The following is a 21,538-nucleotide window of genomic DNA, read 5'->3' as shown; positions in this document are numbered from 1 at the left end:
AGGATGCAATTTTTTAGCAATTAATTCATAAAAAATATCCTTTAGCCTTTCACCTCAAAAACCTTTCTTTATATATGGGTAAAACTTCTACTCATATCAAAAAATAAACAATTCAAAGAGGATATATTCAAAATACCTGATGAATCATGGGATTACTGCTGCTGCTTTATCTTCGGCGCGACGGCCTGGAGAGGGATCGCTGCATCTCATGCTTCCCCCAACAAGGCGCAGAAATAATCCCGGCAGGCAGGTAGGGATCATTACTTTAGGTCTGAGCGGACAGGCTCTGGGGGCTGCATGGAATTCGCGATACAACTCATTATTATCTTAATTTGTCTGTTTTATGGTGCCCGAAAAGGCGGTATTGCGCTGGGGCTGCTGGGCGGCATCGGTTTAGTGATCCTCGTCTTTGTTTTTCATCTCCAGCCGGGTAAACCGCCGGTTGATGTGATGCTGGTGATCATTGCGGTGGTGGCCGCCTCGGCGACGCTGCAGGCGTCCGGCGGCCTGGATGTCATGCTGCAGATTGCCGAGAAGCTGCTGCGGCGAAACCCAAAATATGTCTCTATTGTGGCGCCTTTCGTCACCTGCACGCTGACTATCCTCTGCGGTACCGGTCACGTGGTGTATACCATCCTGCCGATTATCTACGATGTGGCGATTAAGAATAACATTCGCCCGGAGCGTCCGATGGCCGCCAGCTCCATTGGCGCCCAGATGGGGATCATCGCCAGCCCGGTCTCGGTGGCGGTGGTCTCGCTGGTGGCGATGCTGGGGAATTTTACCTTTAACGGTAAACATCTCGAGTTTCTCGATCTGCTGGCGATAACCATTCCTTCCACGCTGCTGGGCATTTTAGCCATCGGCATCTTCAGCTGGTTCCGTGGCAAAGATCTGGATAAAGACGAAGCCTTCCAGGCGTTTATTGCGGTACCGGAGAACCGCCATTACGTCTATGGCGATACGGCGACGCTGCTGGATAGAAAGTTGCCCACCAGCAACTGGATAGCGATGTGGATTTTTCTGGCCTCCATCGCTGTGGTGGCGCTGCTCGGCGCCTTCTCTGAACTGCGTCCGACCTTTGACGGTAAACCGCTGTCGATGGTGCTGGTGATCCAGATGTTTATGCTGCTCTCCGGGGCGCTGATCATCATCATTACTAAAACCAACCCGGCATCGATTTCCAAAAATGAGGTCTTTCGTTCGGGAATGATCGCTATCGTCGCGGTGTACGGCATCGCCTGGATGGCGGAGACCATGTTTGGCGCTCACATGACCGAAATTAAAGGCGTGCTCGGGGAGATGGTCAAAGAGTATCCATGGGCCTATGCCATCGTGCTGCTGCTGGTTTCGAAGTTTGTGAACTCGCAGGCGGCAGCGCTGGCGGCGATTGTTCCGGTGGCCCTGGCCATCGGCGTCGACCCGGCCTATATCGTGGCTTCTGCGCCGGCCTGCTATGGCTACTATATTCTGCCGACCTACCCCAGCGATCTGGCGGCGATCCAGTTTGACCGCTCAGGGACCACCCATATTGGCCGCTTTGTGATTAACCACAGCTTTATCCTGCCCGGGCTCATCGGCGTTGGCGTCTCCTGCATTTTTGGCTGGGTATTCGCTGCGATGTACGGCTTTCTGTAAGCGGGGACGGGCGCCGGCAGCGACGCCCGTTCAATTCGAGAGATTATTGCGCGAGGGGCAGGCGACGGTATAGTTCAATCATATCGGTCGCCAGATCCTGAATGACCATGGCGTTCATCAGATGGTCCTGAGAATGCACGGTGATCAGGTTGACCGGTAGCTTACCGCTGCCTTCATCCAGGCCGATAAGCTGGGTCTGAATTTTATGCGCATGTTTGACGAACTCATGGGACTCGGCCATGGCCTGCTCCGCTGCGGCAAAATCGCCTTTCCGCGCCAGCTGTAGCGCCGTCAGCGCCGCGCTGCGCGCAGAACCCGCGTTAACCAGCAGCTCCATGATGATCGTTTCTAAATCTTCCATCGATTACTCCAGCATCTTAAGGGCTTTATCCAGAACGGCATCACCTTTCATCATGCCGTAGTCCATCATATCGATCACGGCGACCTTTTTGCCGAACGGGTCGGCCAGCGCCTGCAGCTTCGCCTGCTCATATTTCACCTGCGGGCCGAGCAGAATAATGTCGGCGGCGGCCAGATTATCTTTAAACTCGGCGACCGGTACGGCCTTGATTGAGACCTCAACACCTTTCTTCTGCGCGGCATCTTGCATACGCTGAACCAGCATGCTGGTAGACATACCGGCGGCACAGCACAAAACGATATTCTTCATAGTCAGTGGCCCTTGTGTTCCGTGATGTCTTATGTTTATCGCGGCCCTGACGATGCGACAACCGCTTTACCGTGATTGTGTGTAAGTCATCACACAAAAATTGGAACCGGTTTCATTTTTGCCGGAAAAAATAAAAAAGCCCACCGAAGTGGGCGGTTGCGGCGCTAAAGTCCTAGGCGCGCAGGATACGGTTTTTACCCTGCTGTTTGGCTTTGTACAGCGCTTCATCGACGCTCACCACCAGTTTATCCAGCGGCTCCATGTTCCATTCCCCCAGCCCGGCGCTGAAGGTGACCGTCAGGCCATCTTCGCGCCACGTGCGCCGTTCGACGTTTACCCGCCATGTTTCCAGCAGCGTGCGGGCGTTATCAATATGTTCGGCAGGAAAGACCACCGCGAACTCTTCACCACCATAGCGATAGAGGGATATCTCCAGCGGCTGGAGGACCTGCAGCCCTTCGCGGGCGACGTTACGCAGAACGATATCGCCGTTGAGGTGACCCCAGGTGTCGTTGATCGATTTAAAGTTATCGATATCGACCAGCGCGAGGGCGAACGGCTGATGATCGTTCATCAGCGCGGCAATATCGCTGTCGAAGGCGCGGCGGTTCTTGCAGCCGGTGAGCGCGTCAATGGTCGCCTGGCGGACGTAGGTCAGTTCGCGCTGCTTATTAGTTTCAATGGCTTTACTCAGCATCGCCTCGAGGCGTGGGGCGCGTTTGACGTCGCCGGTTTTAATCGCATTGATGATATTCATCAGCACGGTGCGGGAGGCATGACGCAGATAAAGGCCGAACAGGATGATGATGATCGCCGCGAGGGCGAAACCGCCGATCACTAAATTGGTTTCATGGCGCGTCAGATTAACCAGGGTAGTGTTATCGACACGGAAAATCACAAACCAGTCGGGATTGGTAAAGGAGTAATAGTAATACCAGGTGTCGCTCCCGGGATCGTAAAGCTGCCCCTCGCCGCTGGTCATTTTATCCATCAGCTCATTACTGACGAAGGGTTTAAACAGCGCGCCAGGGTCGGAGTGCAGGACCACTTTGCCATCACGCTGCACCACAAAAAACTCGCCCTGTACGGGGGCGACCATCTGGCGCAGCGCGAACCCCATGGAGGTGAGATCGAGATGAAAGGCCAGGCTGCCCTTGAGTTTCCCCTCCGGGGTGATGATGGGTTTGAAAATGGTAATCGTCGGATGGTGGGTAAAAAAATCCATATATGGGCTGGTGTAGTGGCTGAAGGTGCTGGCTTCCGCCTGTTTGATAAACCAGGGTCGCGTTCTGGGATCGAAAGCCTGACTGTCTTCATTTTCCAGCACCTCCGGGGCGCGCAGATAGTGGCCCTCGGTATCCGCCAGCGAGATGGATGAGACGCTCGGCATCATGTTCTGTAACTGCATCAGCGTCGTTAACCCTTTCTCCGGTTCCACATTGACTGCGCGATTCAGTTCGTCATTGCGGGCAAAGAAGGCGACCGCGCGCCCAAGGATAAAATCATTTTCCCGCAGCAGGGTTTCCGTGTAGTTGATCGCCAGGTTGTGGGTAAAGTTGCGGTTAATGTCGTGATAATCTTCAAGAAAATCTTTTCGCTGCGCCAGGGTGACAAAAATAGCGATCAGCATAAAACTGAGCAAGATGCCGGCAAACCCCACGACGATCGGCGTCGTGAAAGAGAGCTTTCTGTTGTGTAGAGCCATGAATCGTTAATCGTCCCGGATGTATAAACCATGGGTCCGAACGCAGGTTGCGACTGCGACGCCTGCCGATCGAATCAGTTAACTATTGCTCAATTATAACTCTGAGGCCTTCATGTATCGTGATTTATATTCGGCGACAATGTACAGGTCCTCGATCAGCGCGGAGAGGCAGGGCGAAAATGAGGAAGAAAAGGTTCGCCCTGGTCAGCGTCCGCTGCTGACCTGGGCAGAATAGAAAAAGGGCGCCTGGCGGGCCAGCCTCCGTTTTTCATCTCTCGTGCAGGCGCGCAAAAATATCAGGCGCTTACACTGTACATCATGAGGTTTGCGAGGCGCGTCCCAGCCAGCTGTCCCAGTCTTTCCACACCGGCTGCAGGCCGCGGGCAGCCAGCGCGCTGGCGACTTCTTCAGGCCGACGGTCATCGTGCGGCGCGAACTGCTCAAGCTCCGGATGGTCGTCGGCGTAACCCCCGGGCTGGGTTTTGGAGAAGGCGCTGACGTTATTGATCGCCAGCGGGATCACCCGGTCGCGGAACCAGGGGGATTCGCGGGTGGATAGCGACAGCTCAACCTCCGGCGCCAGCAGGCGGAAGGCGCAGATGGTCTGCACCAGCTGACGCTCATCCATTAGCGAGGCCGGTTCAATGCCGCCGGCGCAGGGACGCAGACGCGGGAAGGAGACCGAATAGCGGCTGCGCCAGTAGCGTTGCTGCAGCCACAGCAGGTGCTCAGCGACCATAAAGCAGTCCACCCGCCAGCTGTCGGAAAGGCCAATCAGCGCGCCAAGGCCGATCTTATCGATCCCCGCCTCGCCCAGGCGATCCGGCGTATCCAGCCGCCAGAAGAAATCCTGCTTTTTCCCTTTCAGGTGGTGCTGAGCGTACATGCTTTCGTGATAGGTCTCCTGATAGACCATCACCCCGTCGAGCCCCAGGGTTTTCAGCTCGGCATACTCGTCGGTCGCCAGCGGCTGCACCTCCATATGCAGCGAGGCAAACTGGCTGCGGATTGCCGGCAGGTGCTGGCGGAAATAATCCATTCCCACCTTGCCCTGATGCTCACCGGTCACCAGCAGCAGATGCTCAAAGCCCAGGTCGCGGATCGCGGCGCACTCGCGGGCAATCTCGGCAGCATCCAGCGTCTTGCGCTTAATGCGGTTGCTCATCGAGAAGCCGCAGTAGGTGCAGTCGTTGGCGCACAGGTTGGAGAGATACAGCGGCACGTAGAAGCTGACGGTATTGCCGAAGCGCTGACGGGTAAGCCGCTGCGCGCGCTGGGCCAGAGGTTCAAGATACCCGGCCGCCGCCGGCGAAAGCAGGGCCATCATGTCGTCGCGGGTCAGCTGTTTGGCCGCCAGCGCCCGTTCGACATCGGCGGCGGTTTTACCGTTGATGCGCAGGCGGATGTCGTCCCACTCCAGCTGCCGCCAGCGATCGCTGAAGGTTTTCATGCCAGCGCCTCCAGGAATCCGGTGAGCGGGCTGGTGGCCTGCGCCTGCGCGCTGCGCGCCCCCGGTCCGGCCTGACGGGCCAGCAAGCCGGCCTCGACCGCCATACGGAAAGCGTGGGCCATGGCCACGGGATCGTCGGCGACGGCAATAGCGGTATTGACCAGCACCGCGTCCGCGCCCATTTCCAGCGCCTGCGCCGCATGGCTTGGAACGCCGATGCCGGCGTCGACCACCACCGGCACCGTCGCCTGCTCGATAATAATCTCCAGCATGGCTTTGGTTTCCAGCCCCTGATTGGAGCCGATCGGCGCGCCCAGGGGCATCACCGCCGCGCAGCCAGCCTCTTCCAGCCGTTTACACAGCACCGGGTCGGCGCCGCAGTAGGGCAGCACCACGAACCCTTCGCGGACCAGCAGCTCCGCCGCTTTCAGGGTTTCAATCGGGTCGGGCAGCAGCCAGCGGGCGTCCGGGTGGATCTCCAGTTTCAGCCAGTGGGTGCCCAAGGCTTCCCGTGCCAGACGGGCGGCAAACACCGCCTCTTCCGCTGTCTTGGCGCCCGAGGTATTCGGCAGCAGGCTGACTCCCGCCGCCAGCAGCGGGGCGAGGATGGCGTCATTGTGCTGACGTAAATCGACGCGCTTCATCGCCAGGGTGACCAGCTGGCTGCCCGAGGCGCGAATCGCCTCAACCATCACCTCCGGGGCGGCGAATTTGCCGGTACCGGTGAAAAGATGGGATTCAAATGTTTTGTCTGCAATACGTAACATGTCAGCCTCCAGCGATAACCTGAAAAAGCAGGACTCGATCGCCTTCCTGCAAGAGATGATCTTCCCACCGGTCGCGCGGCAGAATGTGTTGATTGAGCGCCAGCGCGACGCCCGGCTGCAGCTGTTCGAGCTGGGTCAGCAGGGCGCTGACGCTGAGATGGTCGGCGCACGCCAGCGGCTCGTCGTTAAACCAGATCTGCATGCCGCCCTCCGCAAATCGGGCAGCCCCGGGAACGCTGTAGCGCCAGGTTACGCCAGTTGCTGGTGCGGGCGTCGAACAGCCGCAGAGTGTTGCGCGGCGTCGTCATGCCGCTGAGCAGCTTAATGGCTTCCAGCGCCTGCAGCGTGCCCATCATGCCGACCACCGGGCCGACGATCCCCGCGGTGCGGCAGTTGCGCTGCGGTTCGTCGCTATCCGGCCACAGGCAGCGATAGCAACCCTGCGTCCAGGGGGGGGTGAGCACCATCAGCTGACCGCCGAAGCCGACGGCGCTGGCGGTCACTAACGGGATGTCGAGGGCCACGCAGGCGGCATTGATCGCCTGGCGGGTGACCATGTTATCGGTACAGTCCAGCACCACGTCCGCTTTCGCCACCTCGGCGCGCAGCGCCTCGCCGCTTAATCGCTGCTGGAGCGCAACCAGTTTGATCTGCGGATTTAGCTGGCTGAGCCGCGTCTTTGCCGCCGCGGCTTTTGGCCGATCGATATCCGCGCTGGTGAACAGGATCTGCCGCTGCAGATTACTGAGATGCACGGCGTCGTCATCGGCCAGGGTCAGCGTCCCGACGCCAGCCCCGGCCAGATAGAGCGCCGCCGGGGAGCCCAGCCCGCCAAGGCCGATAATCAGCACCCGGCTGGCTAACAGCTTCTGCTGCCCCTCGATGGCAATATCCTCCAGCAGCAGCTGACGGCTATAGCGCATAAAGTCGTGATCATTCATCGCCCGCTCCCGCCAGCGCCAGCAACTGGTCGGTCGCTGCCCGCCAGTCCGCCGCCTGGGTGATGGCGCTGACCACTGCGATGCTGCCGACGCCGGTCGCCAGCACCGCCGGGGCCTTTTCAAGGCTAATTCCGCCGATCGCCACGGTGGGGTAATCCGCCAGGCGTTGGATATGTCTGGCAAGCTGATCCAGCCCCTGCGGCGCGGAGGGCATCTGTTTGGTTTGCGTCGGGAAGACGTGACCCAGGGCGATGTAAGAGGGGCGCGCCGCCAGGGCGACATCAATCTCCATATCGTCATGGGTGGAGACGCCCAGACGTAGCCCGGCTTGGCGGATGGCGCTCAGATCGGTGGTTTCCAGATCTTCTTGTCCGAGATGCACGCCGTAGGCCTGGTGCTTGATCGCCAGTCGCCAGTAATCGTTAATGAACAGCCGGGCGTGATAGCGGCGGCCAAGGGCGATGGCGGCGATGACGTCATCCTCCACCTCGCTGTCGCGTCGGTCTTTGATGCGTAACTGAAGAGTACGTACTCCGGCTTTGAGCAGGCGCTCAATCCACGCCACGCTGTCCACTACCGGGTAGAGTCCGAGACGAAACGGGACGGGTGGAAAATCAGGCTGATACATCAGACTTCCTCCTGTTTCAGGTAGATTTCGCCGCCGCGGGCGCGGAAGTGATGCGACATATCGGCCATGCCGGCGTCGATGGCCTGTCTGGCGGCGTAGTCGCGGACTTCCTGAGTGATCTTCATTGAGCAGAATTTCGGACCGCACATGGAGCAGAAGTGGGCAACTTTGCCGGATTCCTGCGGCAGGGTTTCATCGTGATAGGCCCGGGCGGTAAACGGATCCAGCGCGAGGTTAAACTGGTCTTCCCAGCGGAATTCAAAGCGCGCCTTCGACATGGCGTTATCGCGGATCTGCGCCCCGGGGTGGCCTTTCGCCAGGTCGGCGGCGTGGGCGGCGATTTTGTAGGTAATCAGTCCCTGCTTCACATCCTCTTTGTTGGGCAGGCCGAGATGCTCTTTTGGCGTGACATAGCACAGCATGGCGCAGCCGAACCAGCCGATCATCGCCGCGCCGATGCCGGAGGTGAAATGGTCGTAGCCCGGCGCAATGTCGGTGGTGAGCGGCCCGAGGGTGTAGAACGGCGCTTCGTGGCAGTGCTCCAGCTCCTCGGTCATATTGCGACGGATCATCTGCATCGGCACGTGGCCGGGGCCCTCGATCATCACCTGCACGTCATACTCCCAGGCGATTTTCGTCAGCTCGCCGAGGGTGCGCAGCTCGGAGAACTGCGCTTCGTCGTTGGCATCCTGAATGGAGCCGGGGCGCAGGCCATCGCCCAGCGACAGCGACACGTCATAGGCGGCGCAGATTTCGCAGATTTCGCGGAAATGCTGGTAGAGAAAGTTTTCCTGATGGTGCGACAGGCACCATTTGGCCATGATTGAGCCGCCGCGCGAAACGATGCCGGTCAGACGCTTCGCGGTCATCGGGACGTAGCGCAGCAGTACGCCGGCGTGAATGGTGAAGTAGTCGACGCCCTGTTCGGCCTGTTCCAGCAGGGTATCGCGGAAGGCTTCCCAGGTGAGGTTCTCGGCGATGCCGTTGACTTTCTCCAGCGCCTGGTAAATCGGTACGGTGCCGATCGGTACCGGGCTGTTACGCAGGATCCACTCGCGGGTTTCGTGGATATAGCGGCCGGTGGAGAGATCCATCACCGTATCGGCGCCCCAGCGGGTGGACCAGACCAGCTTCTCGACCTCTTCTTCGATGGAGGAGGTCACCGCCGAGTTGCCGATATTAGCATTCACTTTTACCAGGAAGTTGCGGCCGATAATCATCGGCTCAGACTCCGGGTGGTTGATATTGGCCGGGATGATGGCGCGCCCGGCGGCCACTTCATCACGGACGAACTCAGGGGTGATGTTTTCCGGCAGGCGGGCGCCGAAGCCTTCGCCGGCATGCTGCTGGCGCAGAACTTCGCTGCGAATACGTTCGCGGCCCATGTTTTCGCGAATGGCGATGAACTCCATCTCCGGGGTGACGATCCCCTGGCGGGCGTAGTGCAGTTGGGTAACACATTTGCCGGCAACGGCGCGTTTTGGCGTCAGCTGGCTATTGAAGCGCAGCTCATCAAGGCCGTCATCGGCCAGCCGCGCTTTGGTATAGGCCGAGCTGCGTTCGCTGAGCGGGGCGCAGTCATTGCGCGCGTCGATCCACGGCTGGCGCAGCCTGGCCAGCCCCTGGCGGACATTAATGCCAATATCCGGGTCGCCATAAGGTCCGGAGGTGTCATACACCGGGATCGGTTCGTTGGCTTCGTACTGTGGGTTATCGTTATCGCCGCCGACGAGGGTTGGGCTGAGCTGGATTTCACGCATTGGGACGCGGATATCCGCTTGTGAACCTTGAATGTAGATACGGCGCGAATTAGGGAAAGCAGCGCCTTCCAGCGTATCGATAAATCGCTGCGCGTGCTCGCGTAGCTCACGACGGGTCAGTTTGGTAGTAGACATAGCGCATTCCAGATGAAAAGGACATGGCTTGTCAGACGACGGATGGAGTAACAGATGCGATCGGCCCTGACGGACTGACGCGAACAGCAGTTTACTCTTGTTCCCTTCGCAGGTATTAGCCTGATCAGGTTCCGCGGATCCCGAATTAACGGTCTCAGCCTTTTCCACGTTAGCCTTCACATGGAAAATAAGCACTCCGACAAGATGACATCCCCTCCGGAGAGGGGGAATGAAGGTAAACTACTCGTTAATTGCACACAACTCAAGCGGTCGGGGCAATATTATCGCGCACCTCATCGTTCAGATGATGGGCGACGGCGAGGGCGATCAGTTTATCTTCCAGGGCGAAACGCGCTTCCAGCGACTCGCCGATATCCGACAGCGCCTGCTGAAATTCAAGGTAGTTATCATGATCAATGGCGTTTTCGAGGCAGGTATCGTAGTAGTCCATCATCTGCTGGGTATTGGCTTCCAGCTGCGGGTAAAGCCGGGTGGCGGCTAAAAGTGGGGTATCGCCTTCCATTTCGCCAATAATGCGTTCATAAATACTAAAATGACCGGACGAGAGGTAATCCACCAGACTTTGGCAAAAGTCATCCAGCGCCTTTTCGTTTAGCCGCATAAACGACTCTTTGCCCGGTTTCAGGCCAACCAGATTGTAGTAAGCCACGAGCAGATGCTTACGCACTTGTAGCCAGCGATCGACCAGTTCATTACTACCGCCAACGCGCTCCGTCAGATTTTCCAGCTGGTTTAGCATGATTGACTCCGCTAGTTTTGATTTAAATCTGCTCACCAAAAATGTAAATATAATGTTAACAACATGCCAGTGAAGCAAAGGTAGTGCAATAGATATGGATCGTATTATTGAAAAATTAGATCGCGGCTGGTGGGTTGTCAGTCACGAACAAAAATTATGGTTGCCTGGTGGAGAATTACCACATGGCGAAGCGGTTAATTTCGATCTTGTCGGCCAGCATGCGCTGCATATCGGCGAATGGCAGGGCGATCCGGTGTGGATGGTGCGCCAGGATCGCCGCCATGACATGGGATCGTTACGCCAGGTGCTGGATCAGGATCCGGGACTCTTTCAGCTGGCGGGACGGGGGATCCAGCTCGCCGAATTTTATCGATCGCATAAATTTTGCGGCTACTGCGGTCACCCGATGCATGCCAGTAAAAGCGAATGGGCGATGCTGTGCAGCCACTGTCGTGAACGTTACTACCCGCAAATTGCCCCGTGCATTATCGTCGCTATCCGTCGCGACGATGCGATCCTGCTGGCGCAACATACCCGACATCGCAATGGGGTACACACCGTGCTGGCCGGGTTCGTCGAGGTCGGCGAAACCCTCGAGCAGGCCGTTGCCCGTGAGGTGATGGAGGAGAGCGGTATCCGGGTGAAAAATCTGCGCTACGTGACTTCTCAACCGTGGCCGTTCCCGCAGTCGCTGATGACTGCCTTTATGGCGGATTACGCGGAGGGCGATATCGTGGTGGATAAAAAAGAGTTACTCAGCGCGGACTGGTACCGCTATGACGATCTGCCGCTTCTGCCGCCGCCGGGGACGGTGGCGCGCCGGCTTATCGAAGATACCGTCGCGATGTGTCGGGCAGAGTTCGAGTGACATGTTACACTGGGCGTATCAACGCTAAAGGAATGTAAAAATGACCGAACTGAAGAACGATCGTTACCTGCGCGCGCTGCTGCGTCAGCCGGTTGATGTCACCCCGGTGTGGATGATGCGCCAGGCGGGCCGCTATTTACCGGAGTACAAAGCCACCCGTGCGCAAGCGGGCGACTTTATGTCGCTGTGTAAAAATGCCGAGCTGGCCTGCGAAGTGACGCTCCAGCCGCTGCGTCGTTACCCGCTGGACGCGGCGATCCTCTTTTCGGACATCCTGACCATCCCGGACGCCATGGGGCTGGGGCTGTACTTTGAGGCAGGCGAAGGCCCGCGCTTCACCTCGCCGGTGAAAAGCAAAGCCGACGTCGACAAGCTGCCAGTCCCGGATCCCGAGCAGGAACTGGGCTACGTGATGAATGCCGTGCGCACCATACGCCGCGAACTGAAAGGCGAAGTGCCGCTGATCGGTTTTTCCGGTAGCCCATGGACGCTGGCGACCTACATGGTGGAAGGCGGCAGCAGCAAGGCTTTCACCGTCATCAAAAAGATGATGTACGCCGACCCGCAGGCGCTGCACGCGCTGCTGGATAAGCTGGCGAAGAGCGTCACCCTGTATCTCAACGCGCAGATCAAAGCCGGCGCGCAGTCGGTGATGATTTTTGACACCTGGGGCGGGGTGCTGACCGGCCGCGACTACCAGCAGTTCTCCCTCTACTACATGCATAAAATCGTCGATGGCCTGCTGCGGGAAAACGAAGGCCGCCGCGTGCCGGTGACGCTGTTCACCAAAGGCGGCGGTCAGTGGCTGGAAGCGATGGCGGAGACCGGCTGTGACGCGCTGGGTCTCGACTGGACCACCGATATTGCCGATGCCCGTCGTCGCGTGGGCAACAAAGTCGCGCTGCAGGGCAATATGGATCCGTCCATGCTCTATGCGCCCGCCGCGCGTATTGAAGAAGAAGTCGCGACCATCCTCGCCGGCTTTGGTCAGGGGGAAGGCCACGTCTTTAACCTCGGCCACGGCATCCATCAGGACGTTGATCCTGAGCATGCGGGCGTCTTTGTTGAAGCGGTGCATCGTCTTTCCGCACCCTATCACCAGTAGGAGATCAGCCATATGGATTTAGCCGCACTCCGTATCCAACAGCAACAGTTAGCCGCGTCGGTAGAGCGGGCGGATCGACTGGATCGCGACCCGCCAGTATTGATCGGCGGTGCGGATGTCGGGTTTGAGCAGGAAGGGGAGGTCACCCGAGCTGCGATGGTGCTGCTGACCTGGCCTGAACTAGAGCTGGTGGAGTATCAGGTGGCGCGCGTCGCCACCTCCATGCCCTATATTCCCGGCTTTCTCTCGTTTCGCGAAACGCCTGCGCTGCTGGCGGCGTGGGAGCAGCTTTCGCAAAAACCGGACCTGTTGTTTGTTGACGGGCACGGTATTTCCCATCCCCGGCGGCTGGGCGTCGCCAGCCATTTTGGCCTGATGATCGACGTGCCGACCATCGGGGTGGCGAAAAAACGGCTGTGTGGAAAAATCGGCGAACTGGGTGATGCCCCCGGCGCGCTGGCCCCGCTGATGGATAAAAATGAGCAACTGGCCTGGGTCTGGCGCAGTAAAGTCCGCTGCAACCCGCTGTTTATTAGCACCGGCCACCGGGTGGGCATGGACAGCGCCTTAATGTGGGTCGAACGCTGCATGCGAGGCTATCGTCTGCCCGAGCCGACGCGCTGGGCTGATGCGGTGGCGTCCCGCCGTCCGTCATTTGTGCGTTGGCAAGCAAATCACAGCTGATTCAGGTACACTGCGCCTAATTTCTGACTTCGAGAATTCATCATGTTACAAAACCCGATTCACCTGCGCCTGGAGAAGCTGGAAAGCTGGCAGCATGTCACTTTTATGGCCTGCCTGTGCGAGCGTATGTACCCCAACTACGCGATGTTCTGCAAGCAAACCGAGTTTGGCGACGGCCAGCTGTACCGTCGTATCCTGGATCTGATCTGGGAAACGCTGACGGTTAAAGATGCGAAGGTGAATTTCGACAGTCAACTGGAGAAACTGGAAGAGGCGATCCCGGCGGCAGATGATTTCGACCTGTACGGTGTTTATCCGGCCATAGACGCCTGCGTGGCGTTGAGCGAATTGATCCATTCCCGTCTGAGCGGCGAAACGCTCGAGCACGCGATCGAGGTGAGCAAAACCTCCATCACCACCGTGGCGATGCTGGAAATGACCCAGGAAGGCCGCGAAATGACCGACGAAGAGCTGAAAGCGAACTCGGCGGTAGAGCAGGAATGGGACATTCAGTGGGAAATTTTCCGCCTGCTGGCCGACTGCGAAGAGCGTGACCTTGAGCTGATAAAAGGCCTGCGCGCGGACCTGCGTGAGGCCGGCGAGAGCAATATTGGTATAAATTTTCAGCAGTGAGACCAGAAAACGTGATTTACCGCCTGAATTGTAGCGTCTGAAGGCTTCCATTCCGCCCCCCGTCTGGTCTACATTTGGAGGGCGAAAAAAAGTGGCTATCGGTGCGTGTATGCAGGAGGGTGCTTTTTTGGCATTTCCGTCGCACTCGATGCTTAGCAAGCGATAAACACATTGTAAGGATAACTTATGAACAAGACTCAACTGATTGATGTAATTGCGGACAAAGCTGACCTGTCCAAAGCACAGGCTAAAGCTGCCCTGGAATCTACCCTGGCTGCAATTACTGAGTCTCTGAAAGAAGGTGATGCTGTTCAACTGGTTGGTTTCGGTACCTTCAAAGTGAACCACCGCGCTGAGCGTACTGGCCGCAACCCGCAGACCGGTAAAGAGATCAAAATCGCTGCAGCTAACGTGCCGGCATTTGTTTCTGGCAAAGCACTGAAAGACGCAGTTAAGTAAGACCGCGTGGCAGTGAACAGTTTTATCGAAGGGGCTATTAAGCCCCTTTTGTCTGTCTGGCGCCGGCCTCTGGCGCTGGCGGGCATCCTGTTGCTAACTGCCTGCAGCCATAACGCGTCGCTACCACCGTTTACCGCCAGCGGTTATGCGGACAACCAGGGGGCGATGCGTATCTGGCGTAAAGATTCTGGCGATGAAGTCCATCTTCTCGCCGCCTTCAGCCCGTGGCGTCACGGGGACACCTCGACCAGCGAATATCGCTGGCAGGGCGATCAGCTGACGCTTATTGAACTGAATGTCTACGGCAAGCCGCCGGAACATATTCGCGCCCGCTTCGACGCGCAGGGCGATCTGAGCTTTATGCAGCGGGAAGTTGACGGGCAGAAGCAGCAGCTCTCCAGCGACCAGGTCGCGCTGTACCGTTATCGCGCCGAGCAGATTCGCCAGACCAGCGACGCCCTCCGTCAGGGTCGGGTCGTCCTGCGTCAGGGGCGCTGGAACGCCGCCGCGCATACCGTCCTGACCTGCGAAGGGCAGACGGTGACGCCCGACCTCGATAGTCGGGCGCTGGCGCACATTGAACGCCGCCAGAGCCACGCTTCCGCCGCGGTGAGCATTGCCTGGCTTGAGGCGCCGGAAGGCTCTCAACTGCTGCTGGTGGCCAATGAAAACTTCTGCACCTGGCAGCCGACGGAAAAAAGCTTCTAACCTTTACCAGTGATTCATGCCCCTATGACCGCCGCCGCTACCGCGACAGCCGCCATATCCCATGCCTGCGCCGCGGGGAACGCCTGCCTCAGCCAGCGCGAGATCAAATTTCACCCGCTGCTGATCCAGCTTCTGGCGTAAGCCTTCCATCTCCTGAGCGACGGCTTCAATCTTGCCGCTGTCCGGCTTTTGCGCCGTGAGCAGCGCATTGTACTCATAGCGTTTGGACTGCAGCTGCTGGCGAAGGGCGCTGGTTTGCGCATAGTAGTCGTTATGCAGCTTTTGCGCGGTAGCCTGCTGCTCCTGGGTCAGCTGGCTGTAGCCCTGGTTGCCCATCCCGTTATTGTTGCCCCAGTGGTGGTTGGCCCAGGCCGCGTTGCTGCCGAAGGTCAGCGCGGCAAGGGTGACGAGGGCGAGAGATAAGTTACGGTTCCGTTTCATGGCATTTTCTCCTGTGTGGTTTCTCTCGGTATTGCATCTTCCATGCCAGCCTGAAAAAGCCCGTCCGAACAGGCCTGCCGAGGCCGTGGCAGAGAAGGCGAGTAAAAATGACCCGTTCCGCCCGGGACCGGCGAGTCATTTTTACTCGCTAAAGCGCAGGCGATATGTTTGAGAGCAGGTTTGGCCGCGCGGAAACATGGCATGATTTCTGCTGAAAGATCCTGCTGATAGCGAAAAGGAGATGACAAGGACTCGCCGATGAAGATCAAACCTTTTTCCCGGGACGCTGCCGCTGGCGCGCTGAGCTGGCTGCTGACCGGTACGGTGGTGCTGCTGGTGGTGCTATTCTCCGCGATGATCGTCCGCGATTACGGTCGTGAGACGACCGCCGCCCGACACACTATTGAGGAGAAGGGGAGCGTACTTATCCGCGCGCTGGAGTCCGGCACGCGCGTCGGCATGGGAATGCGGATGCATCACGCGCAGCTGCAGGCCCTGCTGGAAGAGATGGCCTGGCAGCCGGGCGTCCTGTGGTTCGCGGTGACTGATGACAATGGCACCATCATCGCTCACAGCGATCCGCAGCAGGTGGGCCAAACGCTCTACAGCCCCGCGCAGATGCGTGCGCTGGCGGTTGGCGAACAGGCGCGCTGGCGGCGGCTTAGCGAGCCGCAGCCGGCCATGGAGGTCTATCGCCAGTTTCGCCCGCTCAATCCGGCCCGCGGCCACCATAGGGGCATGATGAATCGCGGCGACAGCGCCCTGGCTCAAGCCACCGTCCCGCAGGTGATTTTTATCGCCTTTGATAGCCGTGAGCTGGATGCCGCGCAGGCCCGCGGGCAGCGGAATATGGTCATCATGCTGGGCGCCGCCGCGCTGGTGACAGCGGCAACGATCCTCGCCCAGTTCTGGTTCCGCCGCTATCGTCGCTCGCGGAAACAACTGCTGGAGGCGATGGCCCGCAAAGAGAAACTGGTGGCGCTTGGCCATCTGGCGGCGGGTGTGGCGCACGAGATCCGCAATCCACTCTCGTCGATTAAAGGGCTGGCGAAATATTTTGCCGAGCGCACGCCGCCGGGCGGCGAGTCGCATCAGTTAGCGCGGGTGATGGCCAAAGAGGCCGACCGCCTGAACCGGGTGGTCAGCGAACTGCTGGAGCTGGTCCGGCCCGCGCATTTAAATTATCAGCCGGTGGATATCAACGCGCTTATCCACCACTCATTACAGCTGGTCAGCCAGGATGCGCAGAGTCGCGGGATAGCGCTGCAATTCACTCCGCGCCCGGAGCTCTCCACGATCAACGCCGATGCCGACCGCCTGAACCAGGTGTTGTTGAACCTGTACCTGAACGCGATGCAGGCGATTGGCCGTGACGGCGTCATTCGCGTATCGGCAAGCGAAGCTGACCGTCAGCGGATGAAAATCGTCATCGCAGATAGCGGTAAAGGGATGACTGCCGAAGAGCTGCAGGCCATCTTCACCCCCTATTTCACCACCAAAGCGGACGGCACCGGGCTGGGGCTGGCGGTGGTGCAGAATATTATCGAACAACATGGCGGGACGATCCGCGCCGAAAGTCAGCCGGGGGCTGGAGCGATATTTACGCTTTGGCTACCGATTGATGCTCAACGGAGGGAAGATGAGCAGCGATAAGGTACAGATTCTGGTTGTCGATGATGACATCAGCCACTGCACGATCCTGCAGGCGCTGCTGCGCGGCTGGGGCTATCAGGTGGCATTAGCCCACAACGGCCTGCAGGCGCTGGAGCTGATCCATCAGCAGGTCTTCGACCTGGTGCTGTGCGATATTCGCATGGCGGAGATGGACGGTATCGCGACGTTAAAAGAGATTAAAGCCTATAACCCGGCGATCCCGGTGCTGATCATGACGGCGTTCTCCAGCGTCGATACGGCGGTGGAGGCCATCAAGTCCGGGGCGCTGGATTATCTGATTAAGCCGCTGGATTTTGACACGTTACAGCAGACGTTAGTCCAGGCGCTGGCACACACCCGGCATAGCGAGGGCGAACACCCCGCCGCAGCGAGTTCGCGTTGGGGCATGATAGGCGACAGCCCGGCGATGCAGGCGCTTCTTAATAATATTACGCTGGTAGCCCCTTCGGATGCGACGGTGCTGATCTATGGGGAGTCGGGAACCGGTAAGGAACTGGTGGCGCGCGCCATCCACGCCTGCAGCGGGCGCGGTGATAAGCCGCTGGTGACGCTCAACTGCGCGGCGCTGAATGAGTCGCTACTGGAGTCGGAACTCTTCGGCCATGAAAAAGGGGCGTTTACCGGCGCGGATCGGCGACGTGAGGGGCGCTTTGTCGAAGCGGATGGCGGCACGCTGTTCCTCGATGAAATTGGCGATATCTCGCCATTGATGCAGGTCCGGCTGCTGCGGGCGATTCAGGAGCGGGAGGTGCAGCGGGTCGGCAGCAACCAGACGCTTGCCGTTGATGTGCGGCTGATCGCCGCCACCCACCGCAACCTCGCGGAAGAGGTAAGCGCCGGGCGTTTCCGCCAGGATCTCTATTACCGCCTGAACGTCGTGACTATTGAGATGCCGCCTCTGCGCCGGCGCCGGGAAGATATTCCGCCGCTGGCGCAGCACTTTCTCAAACGCTATGCCGAACGCAATCGTAAGGCGGTAAAGGGGTTCACGCCACAGGCGATGGACCTGCTGATCCACTACTCCTGGCCGGGCAACATTCGCGAGCTGGAAAACGCGGTGGAGCGGGCGGTGGTGCTACTGACCGGGGACTATATCTCCGGGCGGGAACTGCCGCTGGCGATTGCGGGTACGCCGCTGCCGTCAGGCGGGAGCGAGGAGGGGCTGATTCAGCCGCTAGTGGAAGTCGAAAAAGAGGTGATTCTGGCGGCACTGGAAAAAACGGGCGGCAACAAAACCGAAGCCGCCCGTCAGTTAGGCATTACGCGGAAAACGCTGTTGGCGAAACTTAGCCGTTAGCCTTTTCGCGCTCAATGGCGCGCCAGCCGATATCGTTTCGGCTAAAGCTGCCATCCCAGCGAATATCGGTCAGCAGCTGATAGGCGCGCTGCTGCGCCTGCGCTACGGTATCGCCCAGGGCGGTGACGCACAGTACGCGCCCGCCGTTGGTGACCACGCGCTGGTCGTCAGACAGTTTCGTGCCGGCGTGGAAGACTTTACCGTCTGCCGCTTCCTGCTGCGGCAGGCCATGGATCTCATCGCCCGTGTTGTAGTTGCCCGGATAGCCGCCGGCGGCAACCACTACCCCCAGCGATGCGCGGTCATCCCACTCGGAGGTTTTCTCATCCAGCTTGCCGGCGCAGGCGGCGAGGCACAGCTCTACCAGGTCAGATTTCATGCGCAGCATGATCGGCTGGGTTTCCGGATCGCCAAAGCGGCAGTTGAACTCAATGACCTTTGGGTTGCCCTGCTTGTCGATCATCAGACCGGCATACAGGAAACCGGTATAGGTGTTGCCTTCCGCGGCCATGCCCTTCACGGTTGGCCAGATAATACGCTCCATGGTGCGCTGATGGACTTCATCAGTCACGACCGGCGCCGGAGAATAAGCGCCCATCCCACCGGTGTTCGGGCCGGTATCGCCGTTGCCGACGCGTTTGTGATCCTGGCTGGTGGCCATCGGCAGGACGTGCTCGCCGTCGACCATCACAATAAAGCTGGCCTCTTCGCCATCGAGGAACTCTTCAATGACGATGCGGTGTCCGGCGTCGCCAAAGGCGTTACCGGCCAGCATGTCTTTGACCGCCGCTTCGGCTTCCTCAAGGGTCATCGCCACGATAACGCCTTTACCCGCCGCCAGACCGTCGGCTTTGATGACGATCGGCGCGCCTTTCTCGCGCAGGTAAGCCAGCGCTGGCTCAACTTCGGTGAAGTTCTGGTATTCCGCCGTCGGGATGTGATGACGCGCGAGGAAATCTTTGGTGAAGGCTTTCGAGCCTTCCAGCTGCGCCGCGCCTTCGGTTGGCCCAAAGATGGCGAGCCCGGCGGCACGGAACGCGTCGACCACGCCAATCACCAACGGCGCTTCCGGACCAACGATGGTCAGGTCGATATTTTCATCCTGAGCGAAGCGCAGCAGCGCCGGAATATCGGTGACGCCGATGGCGACGTTTTGCAGCGACGGCTCCAGCGCGGTACCTGCGTTGCCCGGCGCAACGTAGACGGTATCAACCAGCGGCGATTGGGCCGCTTTCCAGGCCAGGGCGTGTTCACGCCCGCCGTTGCCGATTACTAATACTTTCATCTGCAGCTCCATGAATTAATGGCGGAAGTGGCGCATATCGGTGAAGATCATGGCGATGCCGTGTTCGTCAGCGGCGGCAATCACTTCGTCGTCGCGGATAGAGCCGCCCGGCTGGATAACGCAGGTGATGCCGACCGCAGCCGCGGCGTCAATCCCATCGCGGAACGGGAAGAAGGCATCGGAGGCCATGGCGGAGCCTTTCACTTCCAGACCTTCGTCACCGGCTTTAATCCCGGCAATTTTCGCCGAGTAGACGCGGCTCATCTGGCCGGCGCCTATGCCGATGGTCATATTGTCTTTGGCATACACGATGGCGTTGGATTTGACGAATTTCGCCACTTTCCAGCAGAACAGCGCATCGCGCAGCTCTTGCTCGCTCGGCTGACGTTTACTGACCACGCGCAGTTCGCCTGCGGTGACCATACCGAGATCGCGGTCCTGAACCAGCAGGCCGCCGTTGACACGTTTGAAATCGAGACCGGCAACGCGCGCTTCCCACTGACCGCAGGTCAGTACGCGGACGTTCTGCTTCGCGGCAGTGATTTTCAGCGCTTCTTCGCTGGCGGACGGGGCGATGATCACCTCGACAAACTGGCGAGAGATGATCGCCTGCGCGGTGTCGGCATCCAGCTCGCGGTTGAAGGCGATGATGCCGCCGAACGCGGAGGTCGGGTCGGTTTTGTATGCGCGATCGTAGGCGTCAAGGATCGAGTCGCTGACGGCAACGCCGCACGGGTTAGCGTGCTTAACGATCACGCAGGCCGGTTCGTTGAACTCTTTCACGCACTCCAGCGCCGCATCGGTATCGGCAATATTGTTATAGGAGAGCGCTTTACCCTGCAGCTGGGTAGCGGTTGCCACGGAAGCTTCTTTGACATTCTCTTCTATATAGAAGGCAGCCTGCTGGTGGCTGTTTTCGCCGTAGCGCATATCCTGCTTCTTAATGAAGTTCAGATTCAGGGTGCGTGGGAAGCGGCCAGCGGCTTCTTTGCTTTCGCCGTGATAGGCCGGAACCATGCTGCCGAAGTAGTTGGCGATCATGCTGTCGTACGCGGCGGTGTGTTCGAAGGCTTTAATGGCGAGGTCGAAGCGGGTGTCCAGCGTCAGGGAGCCTTCGTTGGCGTCCATTTCATTAATGATGGCGGTGTAGTCGCTGCTCTTCACCACGATGGCGACATCTTTGTGGTTCTTCGCCGCGGAGCGGACCATGGTTGGGCCGCCGATATCGATGTTTTCCACCGCGTCTTCCAGCGAGCAGCCTTCACGAGCGACGGTTTGGGCAAACGGATAGAGGTTAACGACCACCATATCAATAGGCGCGATACCGTGCTGCTGCATGATGCCATCATCCTGACCGCGACGACCGAGGATGCCGCCGTGTACTTTCGGATGCAGGGTCTTCACGCGTCCATCCATCATTTCCGGGAAACCGGTGTAGTCAGAGACTTCGGTTACCGGCAGGCCTTTATCTGCCAGCAGGCGGGCGGTGCCGCCGGTGGACAGCAGCTCGACACCACGAGCGGAAAGCGCCTGCGCGAATTCGACGATACCGGCCTTGTCAGAAACACTGAGCAGAGCGCGGCGGACTGGACGACGTTGTTGCATGGTATTAAATCCCCAGGATTTGAACATTACAGAGAGCGTTAGGTGAGTTTTTGCCTAAAAACTCACCTAACGCACCCAACCGGGCATCCGTGTCATAGCGCGGCATTGTAACGAAAACGTTTGCGCAACGCTCGCGAATTTTTATCTTTCTCTTTAGGCCGATGGTTCTCCTTCTATATAGCTGCCGATCCGCGGGGCGTGCGGTCATGTTTTGACGCTTTCCTGTGGATAATTCTGTGTGTAAAGAGGTATAAGGCGGGGTTTTGCTGGGGAATGCAGCAGTCAGTCATTTTTCTGCCATTTTTCTATTGCGGGCGCTCGAGAA

At 58.9% G+C, this 21,538-nt stretch carries 22 protein-coding genes and 1 riboswitch; of the genes, 9 read left to right on the top strand and 13 right to left on the bottom strand.

The features are described from left to right. Positions 1–297: 297 nt before the first annotated feature. Positions 298–1,638 (top strand): anaerobic C4-dicarboxylate transporter DcuB, encoded by a 1,341-nt coding sequence (gene dcuB / locus ACOI7Z_RS25480; protein ID WP_023291592.1) that lies wholly within the window; start codon positions 298–300, stop codon positions 1,636–1,638. Between the two features lie 43 nt (positions 1,639–1,681). Here the strand turns inward: dcuB and ACOI7Z_RS25475 are convergent, their stop codons facing one another. From ACOI7Z_RS25475 to ACOI7Z_RS25430, 10 genes are all read right to left on the bottom strand, one after another. Further along, positions 1,682–1,999 carry a PTS lactose/cellobiose transporter subunit IIA gene (locus tag ACOI7Z_RS25475; protein WP_004206755.1) on the bottom strand — a complete coding sequence of 106 codons (318 nt, stop codon included), beginning with the start codon at positions 1,997–1,999 and terminating at the stop codon, positions 1,682–1,684. 3 nt (positions 2,000–2,002) lie between these two features. Further along, on the bottom strand, positions 2,003–2,308 hold the full coding sequence (locus ACOI7Z_RS25470) for a PTS sugar transporter subunit IIB (RefSeq protein WP_002884150.1): 306 nt from the start codon (positions 2,306–2,308) through the stop codon (positions 2,003–2,005). 172 nt (positions 2,309–2,480) lie between these two features. Then, a complete protein-coding gene (locus ACOI7Z_RS25465) occupies positions 2,481–4,013 on the bottom strand; it encodes a sensor domain-containing diguanylate cyclase (RefSeq protein WP_017901111.1) in 1,533 nt (510 codons plus the stop codon). Positions 4,014–4,329: 316 nt separating this feature from the next. Continuing rightward, positions 4,330–5,463: a 2-iminoacetate synthase ThiH gene (gene thiH / locus ACOI7Z_RS25460; protein WP_023291594.1), complete on the bottom strand. Its 1,134-nt coding sequence runs from the start codon at positions 5,461–5,463 to the stop codon at positions 4,330–4,332. Next, positions 5,460–6,230, bottom strand: a complete 771-nt coding sequence (gene thiG / locus ACOI7Z_RS25455) for a thiazole synthase (protein ID WP_004206751.1) — start codon at positions 6,228–6,230, stop codon at positions 5,460–5,462. Before thiG ends, thiH begins: the two co-directional genes overlap by 4 nt. Before the next feature lies 1 nt (position 6,231). After that, positions 6,232–6,432 carry a sulfur carrier protein ThiS gene (thiS, locus tag ACOI7Z_RS25450; RefSeq protein ID WP_017901114.1) on the bottom strand — a complete coding sequence of 67 codons (201 nt, stop codon included), beginning with the start codon at positions 6,430–6,432 and terminating at the stop codon, positions 6,232–6,234. Then, a complete protein-coding gene (gene thiF, locus ACOI7Z_RS25445; protein WP_023291595.1) occupies positions 6,416–7,171 on the bottom strand; it encodes a thiazole biosynthesis adenylyltransferase ThiF in 756 nt (251 codons plus the stop codon). The genes thiS and thiF overlap by 17 nt, the downstream gene beginning before the upstream one ends. Continuing rightward, positions 7,164–7,799, bottom strand: coding sequence for a thiamine phosphate synthase (gene thiE / locus ACOI7Z_RS25440; RefSeq protein WP_087849435.1), 636 nt, complete (start codon positions 7,797–7,799; stop codon positions 7,164–7,166). Before thiE ends, thiF begins: the two co-directional genes overlap by 8 nt. Next, positions 7,799–9,694: a phosphomethylpyrimidine synthase ThiC gene (gene thiC, locus ACOI7Z_RS25435; RefSeq protein WP_048296413.1), complete on the bottom strand. Its 1,896-nt coding sequence runs from the start codon at positions 9,692–9,694 to the stop codon at positions 7,799–7,801. Before thiC ends, thiE begins: the two co-directional genes overlap by 1 nt. An 84-nt stretch (positions 9,695–9,778) precedes the next feature. After that, positions 9,779–9,903: riboswitch (TPP riboswitch) on the bottom strand. A gap of 53 nt (positions 9,904–9,956) precedes the next feature. After that, on the bottom strand, positions 9,957–10,454 hold the full coding sequence (locus tag ACOI7Z_RS25430; RefSeq protein ID WP_023291598.1) for an Rsd/AlgQ family anti-sigma factor: 498 nt from the start codon (positions 10,452–10,454) through the stop codon (positions 9,957–9,959). Between the two features lie 94 nt (positions 10,455–10,548). Between ACOI7Z_RS25430 and nudC the strand changes: the two genes are divergently transcribed. The 6 genes from nudC to ACOI7Z_RS25400 all read left to right on the top strand — a co-directional run bounded on the left by nudC (position 10,549) and on the right by ACOI7Z_RS25400 (position 14,911). Then, the gene (gene nudC, locus ACOI7Z_RS25425) at positions 10,549–11,322 is read left to right on the top strand and encodes an NAD(+) diphosphatase (protein ID WP_023291599.1); all 774 of its coding nucleotides are present in this window, start codon (positions 10,549–10,551) and stop codon (positions 11,320–11,322) included. A 40-nt stretch (positions 11,323–11,362) separates the two neighbouring features. Beyond that, positions 11,363–12,427, top strand: a complete 1,065-nt coding sequence (hemE, locus tag ACOI7Z_RS25420; protein ID WP_023291600.1) for a uroporphyrinogen decarboxylase — start codon at positions 11,363–11,365, stop codon at positions 12,425–12,427. A 12-nt stretch (positions 12,428–12,439) separates the two neighbouring features. Beyond that, positions 12,440–13,111 carry a deoxyribonuclease V gene (nfi, locus tag ACOI7Z_RS25415; protein ID WP_023291601.1) on the top strand — a complete coding sequence of 224 codons (672 nt, stop codon included), beginning with the start codon at positions 12,440–12,442 and terminating at the stop codon, positions 13,109–13,111. Between the two features lie 42 nt (positions 13,112–13,153). Beyond that, positions 13,154–13,744, top strand: coding sequence for a YjaG family protein (locus ACOI7Z_RS25410; protein WP_087849436.1), 591 nt, complete (start codon positions 13,154–13,156; stop codon positions 13,742–13,744). 186 nt (positions 13,745–13,930) lie between these two features. Continuing rightward, positions 13,931–14,203 carry a nucleoid-associated protein HU-alpha gene (gene hupA, locus ACOI7Z_RS25405; protein ID WP_002884342.1) on the top strand — a complete coding sequence of 91 codons (273 nt, stop codon included), beginning with the start codon at positions 13,931–13,933 and terminating at the stop codon, positions 14,201–14,203. 12 nt (positions 14,204–14,215) lie between these two features. Then, positions 14,216–14,911, top strand: coding sequence for a DUF1481 domain-containing protein (locus tag ACOI7Z_RS25400; RefSeq protein WP_023319466.1), 696 nt, complete (start codon positions 14,216–14,218; stop codon positions 14,909–14,911). Between the two features lie 3 nt (positions 14,912–14,914). On the opposite strand, the gene zraP is transcribed toward ACOI7Z_RS25400, so the two are convergent. Beyond that, a complete protein-coding gene (zraP, locus tag ACOI7Z_RS25395) occupies positions 14,915–15,352 on the bottom strand; it encodes a zinc resistance sensor/chaperone ZraP (protein WP_064158561.1) in 438 nt (145 codons plus the stop codon). Positions 15,353–15,610: 258 nt separating this feature from the next. On the opposite strand from zraP, the gene zraS reads away from it, so the two are divergent. Together zraS and zraR are read left to right on the top strand one after the other, a co-directional pair. Then, positions 15,611–17,005 (top strand): two-component system sensor histidine kinase ZraS, encoded by a 1,395-nt coding sequence (gene zraS / locus ACOI7Z_RS25390; RefSeq protein ID WP_023291604.1) that lies wholly within the window; start codon positions 15,611–15,613, stop codon positions 17,003–17,005. Further along, positions 16,992–18,323 (top strand): sigma-54-dependent response regulator transcription factor ZraR, encoded by a 1,332-nt coding sequence (gene zraR / locus ACOI7Z_RS25385; RefSeq protein ID WP_023291605.1) that lies wholly within the window; start codon positions 16,992–16,994, stop codon positions 18,321–18,323. Before zraS ends, zraR begins: the two co-directional genes overlap by 14 nt. Here zraR and purD read toward each other — a convergent pair. Beyond that, positions 18,313–19,608 (bottom strand): phosphoribosylamine--glycine ligase, encoded by a 1,296-nt coding sequence (gene purD / locus ACOI7Z_RS25380; protein ID WP_043523029.1) that lies wholly within the window; start codon positions 19,606–19,608, stop codon positions 18,313–18,315. The two genes, zraR and purD, sit on opposite strands and share 11 nt — an antisense overlap. Before the next feature lie 15 nt (positions 19,609–19,623). Further along, positions 19,624–21,213, bottom strand: coding sequence for a bifunctional phosphoribosylaminoimidazolecarboxamide formyltransferase/IMP cyclohydrolase (gene purH / locus ACOI7Z_RS25375; RefSeq protein WP_023291607.1), 1,590 nt, complete (start codon positions 21,211–21,213; stop codon positions 19,624–19,626). Positions 21,214–21,538 lie beyond the last annotated feature (325 nt).

Origin of the sequence: Klebsiella sp. C283 (assembly GCF_048822555.1) — a bacterium.
GTDB classification, from domain to species: Bacteria; Pseudomonadota; Gammaproteobacteria; order Enterobacterales; family Enterobacteriaceae; genus Klebsiella; species Klebsiella quasipneumoniae.
The sequence above is the reverse complement of the archived record's forward strand: the minus strand, read 5'-3'. Positions and strand labels throughout refer to the sequence as shown.